This window comes from Streptomyces noursei, assembly GCF_016917755.1.
GTDB lineage: Bacteria > Actinomycetota > Actinomycetes > Streptomycetales > Streptomycetaceae > Streptomyces > Streptomyces yunnanensis.
In genome coordinates this window covers 9,736,338-9,748,477 of record NZ_CP070326.1, presented here as the reverse complement: position 1 = coordinate 9,748,477, position 12,140 = coordinate 9,736,338, and the positions used below count along the sequence as shown (strand labels likewise).

Sequence of the window (12,140 nt, the reverse complement as noted above, 5' to 3'; positions counted from 1 at the left end):
CCTCCACGCGAGTAGACGCGCGCACCGCAGGCTGACGCATCGACAAAGGAGCAGCCCATGGCCGATGTTGTGCGTGCCGCACTGGTCCAGGCGACCTGGACCGGCGACACCGAATCGATGATCGCGAAACACGAGGAGCACGCCAGGGCGGCGGCCGCGCAGGGTGCGAAGGTGATCGGCTTCCAGGAGGTCTTCAACGCGCCGTACTTCTGCCAGGTGCAGGAGCCGGAGCACTACCGCTGGGCCGAGCCGGTGCCGGACGGCCCGACCGTGCGCCGTATGCAGGACCTCGCCCGGGAGACCGGCATGGTCGTCGTCGTCCCGGTCTTCGAGGTCGAGCAGTCCGGCTTCTACTACAACACCGCGGCCGTCATCGACGCCGACGGCACCGTCCTCGGCAAGTACCGCAAGCACCACATCCCGCAGGTCAAGGGCTTCTGGGAGAAGTACTACTTCCGCCCGGGGAACGTCGGCTGGCCGGTCTTCGACACCGCCGTCGGCCGGATCGGCGTCTACATCTGCTACGACCGCCACTTCCCCGAGGGCTGGCGGCAACTGGGCCTCAACGGCGCCCAGCTCGTCTACAACCCCTCCGCCACCTCGCGCGGTCTGTCGGGCTACCTGTGGCGGCTGGAGCAGCCCGCGGCGGCCGTCGCCAACGAGTACTTCGTCGCCGCGATCAACCGGGTGGGCGTGGAGGAGTACGGCGACAACGAGTTCTACGGCTCCAGCTACTTCGTCGATCCGCGCGGTCAGTTCGTCGGCGAGACCGCCAGCGACACCAAGGAGGAACTGGTCGTCCGCGACCTGGACTTCGGCCTGATCGACCAGGTCCGCCAGCAGTGGGCCTTCTACCGCGACCGCCGCCCCGACGCCTACGAAGGGCTGGTGCAGCCGTGACCCACGACACCGGAAGCCTGCACGCCCGGCACCGCGCGGTGATGCCCTCCTGGCTGAGCCTCTACTACGCACAACCCCTGGAGCTCACCCACGGCGAGGGCCGGCACGTCTGGGACGCCGAGGGCAACCGCTACCTCGACTTCTTCGGCGGCATCCTCACCACCATGACCGCGCACGCCCTGCCCGAGGTGACCAAGGCGGTCGGCGAACAGGCCGGCCGGATCCTGCACACCTCCACGCTCTACCTCTCCCGCCCCATGGTGGAGCTGGCGGAGCGGATCGCGGCGCTCTCCGGCATCCCCGACGCCCGGGTCTTCTTCACCACCTCCGGCACCGAGGCCAACGACGCCGCCCTGCTGCTGGCCACCACCCATCGCCGCTCCAACCAGGTGCTGGCGATGCGCAACAGCTACCACGGCCGGTCGTTCTCCACCGTCGCCATCACCGGCAACCAGAGCTGGTCGCCCACCAGCCTCTCGCCCCTGCAGACCCTCTACGTGCACGGCGGGGTGCGCTCCCGCGGCCCGTACGCCGACCTCGGCGACGCGGAGTACGTCGCGGCCTGCGTCGCGGACCTGGAGGACCTGCTCCAGCAGACCGCCGGCGGCGTCGCCGCGTTGATCGCCGAACCGGTGCAGGGCGTCGGCGGCTTCACCGCCCCGCCGGACGGGCTGTACGCGGCGTTCCGCGAGGTGCTGGCCCGCGAGGGGATCCTGTGGATCAGCGACGAGGTGCAGACCGGCTGGGGCCGCACCGGCGACCACTTCTGGGGCTGGCAGGCGCACGCCGAGAACGGGCCGCCCGACCTGCTCACCTTCGCCAAGGGCATCGGCAACGGCATGTCCCTCGGCGGGGTGGTGGCCCGCGCCGAGATCATGAACTGCCTGTCCGCCAACTCCATCTCGACCTTCGGTGGCAGCCCGATCACCATGGCCGCGGGCCTGGCCAACCTCAACTACCTCCTGGAGCACGACCTCCAGGGCAACGCCCGGCGGGTCGGCGGGCTGCTCATCGAGCGGCTGCGGGCGGTGGCGGCCGGTCTGGACGTGGTGCGGGAGATTCGCGGCCGGGGCCTGATGATCGGGATCGAGCTGGTCCGGCCGGGCACCGACGAGCCCTCGCCGGAGGCCGCCACGCTGATGCTGGAGGCCGCCCGGGAGCGCGGTCTGCTGGTCGGCAAGGGCGGCCAGGGCGGCGCCGCGCTCCGCATTGCGCCGCCGCTCACGCTCACCGTCGCCGAGGCGGAGCAGGGCGCGGACCTGCTCGCGGACGCCCTGCGCCAGACCCAGCGGCAGCTCGCGGACGCGTCGTCGTAGGAGCCGTCCGCGCGCCGGGCTCCCGTCCGCCGGGCCGTACCGGACCCCCGTCCGGTACGGCCCCGGCCCCCGGCCTTGCGGACCCCGCCCCGAACCGCCGGCCGATGGCTCAGCCGGCGGGCGCCACATCCCGGTAACTCCGGCCCACCGCCGGGCTGTTGAGCCAGGCGGTGGCCGCTCCCCGGACGCCGTCGGAGCGGTAGACGCCCCACTTGTCGGTGACCCAGTCGCCGCGCAGGGTCGCCGCGGGGTACTGCTCGGTGCCGCCGGGCAGCTGCTGGGCGGTGCCGTCGTGCCACAGTCGCACCCAGCCGCGGGTCGGGTCCTTCGAGACCTTGATGCCGACGACGAAGTCGTGCCAGGCGTGGAGGGTGAGCGGGGTGTGCCAGAGCCGCGTGGTCCTCAGTTCGGGGTCGCAGTACTCCAGGTCGACGGTGCCGTCACCGCGGGCGCGCAGCGACAGCGGCGGGGTGGCGGCGCCCGAGCCGTAGTCCTTGAGCTGCCACAGGACCACCCAGTCGCCCTTCTTCGTCGGCAGTGGGCCCCACATGGAGCGCCAGCCGATGTAGTAGACGTCGCCCTCCCGGGAGAAGCGCAGCGGGCCGGCGCCGGTGCGGTGGCCGCGGGTCTCCACCCGCACCCGGGTGGGCCCGTCGACCTTCTCACCGGAGGTGTGCAGCTCGAAGGACTTCCCGTGCCGGCCGGTCGGGTCGTCGACCACCCGCACCGTGCCCGGCTTCGTCTCCGTGCCCTCGAAGTTGCCGGTGCCCCTGGCCGGGTCGGCGCGCCACAGCGTTGCCGCGTGCCGGCCGGCGGCCGGGGGCGCGTCACCGGTGCGGGCCGCGGCCGGGGCCCGGTGGGCGACCGCGGAGCAGGCGCCGGTCAGCGCGAGGCCGACGGCGAGGGCAACACCCTTGCGCAGGTGGGGGGTTAGGGGTCGCTTCATGGTCGGACTCCCGACGTGGGGAAGGGGACGGGAGTGAAAGTTAGGTTTGTTTCCAGATGCCGTCAAGGGGGTGCACGGGTGCCCCGCGGCCACAGCACCGAGGGCTCCGGGGTGCTATGCCCGGGCGGCGGCCGCGCGCACCGCGTCGGCCACCTCGGTGAAGAAGCGGGAGTGCGCGCGCCGACTGACCGGGGCCTCCGGGTTCCACGGCAGCAGTCGGACCCGGGCCTCGATCGCCCGCCAGTTCTCGTCCGTCCGCAGCGCCTCGACCCGGGCGGCGTTGGCCCGCACGTCGATCAGGACGACGTCCGGGGCGAGCGCCGCGGCCTCCGCCCAGCCGACCGTGGACCAGTTCGCCCCGGCGCCGGCCGCCGGTTCCGGCAGCTCCGCGCCGTGCTCGGCCAGCGCCCGCAGGTCCGGCCAGGTGCCCGGTCGGGCCAGGTGTACCTTGTCCGGTCCGGCGGGGGAGAGGGCGACCACGCGAGGGCGCACCGGGCCGCCGGTCGCCTGCCGCAGCCCGTCCTCCGCCGCGTCCAACTCCTTTGCCAGGGTGAGCGGTTCGCCGTGCCCCAGGGAGCCGGCCAGCGCCGCGAAGCGCTCCCGCACCTCGGCCAGGCTGCGGCCCGGGCCCACCGCGACGGTGGCGACCGGGACCTTCTCCTCCAGCTCCTGCGCGGTCTTCGCCTCCAGGCCGTACACCTGCTCCCCGTCGTAGGTGACCGCCACCACCAGGTCCGGGCGGGCCGCCAGCAGGGCGTCCGGGTGCAGCGCGGTGCCCGAGCCGAGGTAGCGGATCTCGGTCAACGGCAGCTCACCGGCCTTGGCCGGGTCGGCCGCCACCCCGTCGTGCTGGGAGCCGAACAGGCCCACCGGCCGGATGCCGTGGTCCCACAGCGTGGCCCCCGCCTGTATGTACGCCACGATCCGTTCCGGCCGTGCTCCGGCCACCACCAGGCGCCCGCGGTCGTCGGAGAACTCCCACGGTGTGCTCTGCTCCATGGCGCATCGCCTTTCTGACGTCATGTGTGCGCTTTTTGACGTCCTTGGTGCTGATTGTGAAGGTGCGATTCCTTGATGACTTTCGAAGTTGTGGGTTCCGGAGTCTGTTACCTGCCCATTCGGCCGCCCCCGCACCCCTCCCGGGCGCGACCCCCAAAGCCTCGCGCGTCACCTGTTGGACCACCCGGCTGGCCGCCGCCGCGACACCCCTCCGCCGGCCGATCTTCCGTCACGGTATTGCCACGGTGGGTGACATGCTTCTACGGTGTCTCCTTCCCGTCCGGAATCTACGGGTGTAGACCAGCTTGTGACGTGGCGTCAGGTAGGGAGCCGAGATGAGCCGTACGGTCGTCCGGGGCGGACTGGTCATCACCGCCGCCGAGGAGACGCACGCCGACGTCCTGATCGAGAACGGCCGGATCGCCGCCCTCGCCGCGCACGACAGCGCGATCGCCGACGGCTGGACGGCCGGCGCCGACCGGGTCCTGGACGCCACCGGCAAGTACGTCATCCCGGGCGGCGTCGACGCCCACACCCACCTGGACTTCCCGTTCGGCGGCACCTTCTCCTCCGACACCTTCGAAAGCGGCACCCGCGCCGCCGCCTGGGGCGGCACCACCACCCTCGTCGACTTCGCCGTCCAGACCCGCGGCCAGGCGCTGCGCGCCGGCCTGGACCTGTGGCACGCCAAGGCCGACGCCCAGTGCGCCATCGACTACGCCTTCCACATGATCCTCTCCGACGTCAACGACCACACCCTCAAGGAGATGGACCTCCTGGTGTCCGAGGGCGTCACCTCCTTCAAGCTGTTCACCGCCTACCCCGGCGTCTTCCTCAGCGACGACGGCCAGATCCTCCGCGCCATGCAACGCGCCGCCGGCAACGGCGGACTGGTCCTGATGCACGCCGAGAACGGCCCCGCCATCGACGTCCTGATCCAACAGGCCCTCGCCGCGGGCCACACCGGCCCCCGCTACCACGGCGAGGTCCGCCACCCGCTCCTGGAGGCCGAGGCCACCCACCGCACCATCCAGCTCGCCCGGATCGCCGGCGCGCCCCTCTACGTCGTCCACGTCTCCGCCGAGCAGGCCGTCGACGAGATCGCCCAGGCCCGGCACGCCGGACTCAACGTCTTCGGCGAGACCTGCCCGCAGTACCTCTTCCTGTCCACCGACAACCTCGCCGAGCCGGACTTCGAAGGCGCCAAGTACGTCTGCTCCACCCCCCTGCGCCCCCGCGAGCACCACGCGGCGCTCTGGCGGGCGCTGCGCACCAACGACCTCCAGGTGGTCTCCACCGACCACTGCCCGTTCTGCTTCCGCGGCCAGAAGGAACTGGGCCGCGACGACTTCTCCAAGATCCCCAACGGGCTGCCGGGCGTGGAGAACCGGATGGACCTGCTTCACCAGAGCGTCGTCGAGGGCCGGATCGGTCGCCGCCGCTGGATCGAGATCGCCTGCGCCACGCCGGCCCGGATGTTCGGCCTCTACCCCAAGAAGGGCACCCTCGCCCCCGGTTCCGACGCCGACCTGGTCCTCTACGACCCCACCGCCGAGCAGACCCTCTCCGCGCGCACCCACCACATGAACGTCGACTACTCCGCCTACGAGGGCAAGCGGATCACCGGACAGGTCGTCACCGTCCTCTCCCGCGGCGAACCCGTCATCGACGCCCGGGAGTTCACCGGACGCGCCGGACACGGCCAGTACATCCCGCGCGGCACCTGCCAGTACCTCATGTGAGCACCCGCGCCCACCCTTCCGGCCCCGCGACCCACCGGGCCGGCCCGCACCCCCAAAGGAGCGCCGCAGTGGACTTCGGAGTCGTCCTCCAACTCGACCCGCCCGCCTCCGCCGTCGTCGGGCTGATGCGCCGCGCCGAGCGCAACGGCTTCCGCTACGGCTGGACCTTCGACTCGGCCGTGCTGTGGCAGGAACCCTTCGTCGTCCACAGCCGCATCCTGGAGCACACCGAGCACCTGATCGTCGGCCCGATGGTCACCAACCCCTCCACCCGCACCCCCGAGGTCACCGCCTCCACCTTCGCCACCCTCAACGACATGTACGGCAACCGCACCGTCTGCGGCATCGGGCGCGGCGACTCCGCGATGCGGGTGGCCGGCCGCCCGCCCAACACCCTGGCGCGGCTCGGCGAGGCGATCGGCCAGATCCGCGACCTGGCCGAGGGCCGGGAGACGGACGTCGGCGGCCACCGCATCCGGATCCCCTGGATCAAGAACGGCCGCCTGCCGGTGTGGATGGCCGCCTACGGGCCCAAGGCACTGGCCATGGCGGGCCGGCTGGCGGACGGCTTCATCCTCCAGCTCGCCGACCCGTTCCTGACCGAATGGATGGTCAAGGCCGTCCGCCAGGCCGCCGCGGACGCCGGCCGCGACCCGGCCGACGTCACCATCTGCGTCGCCGCGCCCGCCTACGTCGGCGACGACCTCGACCACGCCCGCGAGCAGTGCCGCTGGTTCGGCGGCATGGTCGGCAACCACGTCGCCGACCTCGTCGCCCGCTACGGCGAACACTCCGGCCTCGTCCCCGACGAGCTCACCGACTACGTCAAGGCCCGCGAGGGCTACGACTACGCCCACCACGGCCGGGCCGGGAACCCCGACGCCGCTTTCGTCCCCGACGCCATCGTCGACCGCTTCTGCCTGCTCGGCCCCGCCGAGGCCCACCGCGAGAAGCTGCGCGCCCTGCGCGCCCTGGGCGTCGACCAGTTCGCGGTCTACGCCATGCACGACGCCACCGAGGCCACCATCGACGCCTACGGCGCGGACATCATCCCCGCCCTCACCGACGAATGACCCCGCCCGGGGGCGGTCAGGGAATGCGGGTGGTCCACTCCTCGTTGGCGAACTTCGTCCGCATGAGCTCGCGGGCGCGGGCCATCTCCTCCGCGGTGACCTCGCCGCGGGCCAGGCCGTAGCGCGAACGGAAGGAGTCGATCATCTTCTCGATGACCGCCTCACGGGGCAGGCCGGTCTGCCGACGCAGCGGGTCGACGCGCTTCTTGGCGCTCCTGGTGCCCTTGTCGGAGAGCTTCTCCTTGCCGATCCGCAGCACTTCCAACATCTTGTCGGCGTCGATGTCGTAGGACATGGTCACGTGGTGCAGCACCGCACCGGGCCCGCCGCCCGGACCGACCATGCGCTTCTGCGCGGCGCCGGCCACCTTCCCCATGTCGGTGGCGATGTCGTTCAGCGGCTGGTACCAGGCTTTGATGCCCAGGTCGCCGAGCGCGGCCAGCACCCAGTCGTCGAGATAGGCGTAGGAATCCGCGAAGGACAGCCCGGAGACCAGCGCATCGGGCACCGCGAGGGAATAGGTGATGGTGCTCTGCGGCTCCGCGAACATCGCCCCGCCGCCTGAGATCCGGCGCACCACCGTGACGCCGTGCCGCGCCGCACCCGCCGCGTCGACCTCGTTGCGCAGGGACTGGAAACTGCCGATGATGACGGCCGGCGCGTCCCATTCCCAGACCCGGAGGGTGGGCGGCCGGCGACCGGCGGCCACCTCCGCGGTGATGACCTCGTCGAGCGCCATGTGCAGCGCCGGGGACTGGGGCGCCTCGTGGATCAGCTGCCAGTCGTAGTCGCGCCAGTCGGTGGCCTGGGCCAGGGCCCGACGCACCGCGACGCCCACGCTCTCACTGGTGAAGCCGAAGAGCACCGCCGACTCGGGGAGCGCCGCGTCGATACGGTCCCTGAGCCCCGTCGTGTCGGTGTCGACCGGCGCGCCTTCCAACGCCGAACTGATCTCCAGGATGGCCTCGTCGGGCTCCAGGAAGAAGTCGCCGGCCACCCGGACGTTCCGCAGCCGGCCGTCCGCTACGTCCAGATCGACGACCACCAGCTTGCCACCGGGGACCTTGTATTCGCCGTGCACTCCACACTCTCCGCCTCGTCGGGCACCGCGACCCGATCCGGCGCCGCACTCTCCTGGACACCGTAACGCCACGGCGGTCGGATGGCCCGAAAGGCCGTCCGCTCCCGTGCGGGCAGCGGATCCCGAGGAGCGCCCCGCGGGCCGTCCGTCACGCCCCGGGGGACACCGGCGTCGCCGCCCAGCTCGCCAGCAGCCGCAACCGCTCCTCCGTCTGCGAGCCCGGCTCCGGCGTGTAGACCACCAGCATCTGGCCCGGCTCGCCCGGAACCGTCAACGTCTCGTAGGGCAGCGTGAGTTCGCCGACCACCGGATGCAGCATCCGCTTCGCCCCGTACGACTTCTCCTTCACCAGGTGGTCCGCCCACAGTCGCCGGAAGTCCTCGCTGCCCAGCGACAACTCGCCCACCAGCGTGGCCAGTTGCTCGTCGTGCGGATGGTTGCCCGCGTCCAGGCGCAGATGGGCGACGGTCTCCGCGGCCACCGCCGGCCAGTCCGGATACACCTCGCGTGCCCGCGGGTCGAGGAACACCTGGCGCGGCATGTTGCGGTCCTCGGGCGCCAGCCGCGAGAAGCCGCCGACGGCGTCGGCCAGGGCGTTCCAGGCGAGCACGTCCATCCGGCGACCGAGGATGAACGCCGGTGCCCGGTCGACGAGATCCAGCAGCAGCCGCAGGCCGGGACGGACCTGCTGCGGCGCGGGACGCGGCGCACGGCGCGCGGTGGCCGGGCGGCGGCGCGCGGGCCTGGCCACCGTGCGCAGATACTCCTGCTCGGTGTCGTCCAGCCGCAGCACCCGCCCGACGGCGTCGAGCACGGCGTCCGACACCGAGGGGCCGCGGCCCTGTTCGAGACGGATGTAGTAGTCGACGCTGACGCCCGCGAGCTGGGCGACCTCCTCACGGCGCAGCCCCGGCACCCGCCGCCTGCCGTGACCCGGCAGCCCGACCTCCTCGGGCCGGATACGGGCGCGCCGCGAGCGCAGGAAGTCGCCGAGTTCCCGGCCGATGGATGTGTCCATGCCCCGATCCTAGGTCGCGTCCTTTCCTGGTACTGCCGGACCCAGGAAAACAGCAACCCTGGGTAGGCGCGGCGCCTGGTTGCAAGGTGGTGGACGTCGCCGGGAGACGCCCGGCGGCGAGCCCCACGAACCCGGGAGTTCCCATGTCGTACGCCACCCTCGCCGGCCGCACCGCCGTCGTCACCGGAGCCGCCAGCGGCATGGGCGAGGCCACCGCCCGACTGCTCGCCTCGCACGGCGTGCGGGTGGCGCTGCTCGCCCGCCGCACCGACCGGCTGGCCGAGCTCGCCGCCAAGATCGAGGCGGACGGCGGACAGGCGCTCGTGGTCACCGCCGACGTCACCGACGCGGCCTCCGTGGACGCCGCCGTCGAGACGGTGCACGCCGCCTACGGCGATGTCGACCTGGTGGTCAACGCGGCCGGCGTGATGCTGCCGAACCCCGTCACCGACGGCCGCATCGACGAGTGGCAGCGCATGCTGGACACCAATGTGGCCGGCGCCCTGCGCGTCATCCGCGCATTCACCCCGGACCTGATCGCGGCGGCCGCGGCCGGCCGGACCGCCGACCTGGTCAACGTCTCCTCCATCGGCGCGCACGTCCCGTTCCCCCACTACGCCGTCTACGGCGCGACGAAGGCCGCGCTCACCTACCTCTCGCAGTCCCTGCGCACGGAACTGGGCCCGCGCGACGTCCGCGTCACCAACATCGAACCGGGCCTGACCGACACCGAACTGGGCGGCCACATCGACAACGCGGAACTCTCCAGCCAACTGGACGGCATGTTCGACGCGCTGATCGGCCTGTCCGCCGACGACATCGCGGACCTGATCGCCTTCGCCACCAGCCGCGCCCGCCACGTCAACCTGCGCCAGGCGATCGTGCTCCCGACGCGCCAGGCATGACCCGGTGCGCCCGACGGAGCGGGACCGGCCGGCGGCGCACCGCGGGAACCACCCCGACGGACCCGGTCCGCCCATCGGACGGCACTGAAGGAGGAGGTGGGTTGTCGGCCCCCAGCGGGGAGGGTACGGGTGATCGCAACGCCACGACCGCCACCACGGCCCGCGCGCAGCCGGCACACCCCGTGCCGCCCCGCAACGGCCGACGAGGAGGAGCCCCCGTGTTCACCACCCGCCCCACCCTCCAAGGCACCTTCGGCATGGCCGCCACCACCCACTGGCTCGCGTCCCAGTCCGCCATGGCCGTCCTGGAGGACGGCGGCAACGCCTTCGACGCCGCCGTCGCCGCCGGCTTCGTGCTGCACGTCGTCGAACCCCACCTGAACGGGCCGGCGGGCGAGGTGCCCATCATCCTGGCCCCGGTCGACGGACCGGTGCGGGTGCTGTGCGGACAGGGACCCGCCCCCGCCGGGGCGACCGTGGCCCACTACACCTCCCTCGGCCTGGACCTGGTCCCCGGCACCGGACCGCTCGCCGCCGCCGTCCCCGGCGCCTTCGACGCCTGGCTGCTGCTGCTGCGCGACCACGGCACCAAATCCCTGGCCGACGTACTCCGCCACGCCATCGGCTACGCCGAGCACGGCCACCCCGCCGTCGAACGCATCGGGGAGACGGTGGAGACCGTCCGCGCGCTCTTCGAAACCGAGTGGACCTCCTCGGCCGAGCTCTACCTCCGCGGCGGGCGCGCCGTCCGCCCCGGTGAGCTCCTCACCAACCGCCCGCTCGCCGCCACCTGGCGCCGCCTGCTCACCGAGGCCGAGGCCGCCTCCGCCGACCGCGCCGCACAGATCGAGGCCGCCCGCCGCATCTGGCGCGAGGGCTTCATCGGCGAGGCGCTCGCCGACTTCGCGGCCCGACCCGCCATGGACACCTCCGGCGAACGCCACGCCGGCACCCTCACCGGCGACGACCTGGCCGCCCACACCGCCACCTACGAGGACCCGGTCACCCACGACTGGCAGGGCTGGACCGTCGCCAAGGCCGGCGGCTGGACCCAGGGCCCCGCCTTCCTCCAACAACTCGCCCTGCTGCCCGAGGAACTGCCCGCCCCGGGCAGCCCCGACTACGTCCACCTCCTCATCGAGGGCAGCAAACTCGCGATGGCCGACCGCGAGGCGTGGTACGGCGACGCCGCCGACGTCCCGCTCACCACCCTGCTCGGCGACGACTACAACACCGCCCGCCGGGCCCTCATCGGCGAGCGCGCCTCCTACGTGCTGCGCCCCGGCAGCCCCGACGGCCGCACCCCGCGACTGAGCAAGCACGCCCTGGCCGTGGCCACCGGCAGCGGCGGCTTCGACCCGTTGGGCATCCCGGCGAGCGGCGCGGGCGAGCCGACCGTGGCCCGCGGCACCGGCCCCCGCACCCCCGGCGCACCGCCCACCGCCGACCCCGGCATCGCCCCCGACGGCACCACCCGCGGCGACACCTGCCACATCGACGTCGTCGACCGCTGGGGCAACCTCGTCTCCGCCACCCCCTCCGGCGGCTGGCTCCAGTCCAACCCGGTGATCCCCGGCCTCGGCTTCCCGCTCGGCACCCGACTGCAGATGGCCTGGCTGGAGGAGGGCCTGCCCAACTCCCTCACCCCCGGACGCCGCCCCCGCACCACCCTCACCCCCTCCCTCGCGCTGCGCGACGGCGTCCCCGTCATGGCGTTCGGCACCCCCGGCGGCGACCAGCAGGACCAGTGGCAGCTGCACTTCTTCCTGGCGGTGGCGCAGCGCCCCCAGGTCCGCGGCGGGCTCGACCTCCAGGGCGCCATCGACGCCCCGAACTGGCACAACGACTCCTTCCCCGGCTCCTTCTACCCGCGCGGGATGCGGCCCGGCAGCGTCACGGTGGAATCCCGGATCGGCGACGCGGTCATCGACGGGCTGCGCCGGCGCGGCCACGACGTCACGGTGGGCGCCGCCTGGTCGGAGGGGCGCCTGTGCGCGGTGGCCCGCGACCCCCGCACCGGGGTGCTGTCGGCCGCGGCCAACCCGCGCGGCATGCAGGGGTACGCGGTCGGCCGCTGACCGACGCGCTGACCGACGCACTGATCGGCGTGCCGACCGATGCGCTGTTCGGCGCGCTGATCAAGGGGCTGACCTGGGACGA

General features: G+C 72.9%; 10 protein-coding genes. 6 read left to right on the top strand and 4 right to left on the bottom strand.

The features are described 5' to 3' along the window. The first annotated feature begins 57 nt into the window (after positions 1-57). Positions 58-900, top strand: coding sequence for a nitrilase-related carbon-nitrogen hydrolase (locus JNO44_RS42335; RefSeq protein ID WP_205369229.1), 843 nt, complete (start codon positions 58-60; stop codon positions 898-900). After that, a complete protein-coding gene (locus JNO44_RS42330) occupies positions 897-2,216 on the top strand; it encodes an aspartate aminotransferase family protein (protein ID WP_205369228.1) in 1,320 nt (439 codons plus the stop codon). The genes JNO44_RS42335 and JNO44_RS42330 overlap by 4 nt, the downstream gene beginning before the upstream one ends. 109 nt (positions 2,217-2,325) lie before the next feature. Here the strand turns inward: JNO44_RS42330 and JNO44_RS42325 are convergent, their stop codons facing one another. Both JNO44_RS42325 and JNO44_RS42320 read right to left on the bottom strand, forming a co-directional pair. Then, entirely contained in the window at positions 2,326-3,162 is an 837-nt protein-coding gene (locus tag JNO44_RS42325; RefSeq protein ID WP_205369227.1) for a heparin lyase I family protein, read from the bottom strand. A 114-nt stretch (positions 3,163-3,276) separates the two neighbouring features. Further along, on the bottom strand, positions 3,277-4,161 hold the full coding sequence (locus JNO44_RS42320; protein ID WP_205369226.1) for an ABC transporter substrate-binding protein: 885 nt from the start codon (positions 4,159-4,161) through the stop codon (positions 3,277-3,279). Positions 4,162-4,496: 335 nt separating this feature from the next. On the opposite strand from JNO44_RS42320, the gene hydA reads away from it, so the two are divergent. Next, positions 4,497-5,903 (top strand): dihydropyrimidinase, encoded by a 1,407-nt coding sequence (hydA, locus tag JNO44_RS42315; protein ID WP_205369225.1) that lies wholly within the window; start codon positions 4,497-4,499, stop codon positions 5,901-5,903. Between the two features lie 68 nt (positions 5,904-5,971). Beyond that, entirely contained in the window at positions 5,972-6,976 is a 1,005-nt protein-coding gene (locus tag JNO44_RS42310; RefSeq protein WP_205369224.1) for a TIGR03842 family LLM class F420-dependent oxidoreductase, read from the top strand. A gap of 16 nt (positions 6,977-6,992) precedes the next feature. Here JNO44_RS42310 and JNO44_RS42305 read toward each other — a convergent pair whose 3' ends face one another. Then, positions 6,993-8,057: a lipoate-protein ligase LplAB gene (locus tag JNO44_RS42305; protein WP_205369223.1), complete on the bottom strand. Its 1,065-nt coding sequence runs from the start codon at positions 8,055-8,057 to the stop codon at positions 6,993-6,995. A 148-nt stretch (positions 8,058-8,205) separates the two neighbouring features. Continuing rightward, positions 8,206-9,075, bottom strand: coding sequence for a helix-turn-helix transcriptional regulator (locus tag JNO44_RS42300; RefSeq protein WP_240167909.1), 870 nt, complete (start codon positions 9,073-9,075; stop codon positions 8,206-8,208). 143 nt (positions 9,076-9,218) lie between these two features. Here JNO44_RS42300 and JNO44_RS42295 point away from each other — a divergent pair, with 143 nt between their 5' ends. Together JNO44_RS42295 and JNO44_RS42290 are read left to right on the top strand one after the other, a co-directional pair. Further along, positions 9,219-9,980, top strand: coding sequence for an SDR family oxidoreductase (locus tag JNO44_RS42295; protein WP_205369222.1), 762 nt, complete (start codon positions 9,219-9,221; stop codon positions 9,978-9,980). A gap of 218 nt (positions 9,981-10,198) precedes the next feature. Continuing rightward, positions 10,199-12,058, top strand: a complete 1,860-nt coding sequence (locus JNO44_RS42290; protein ID WP_205369221.1) for a gamma-glutamyltransferase family protein — start codon at positions 10,199-10,201, stop codon at positions 12,056-12,058. The last annotated feature ends 82 nt before the right edge of the window (positions 12,059-12,140 follow it).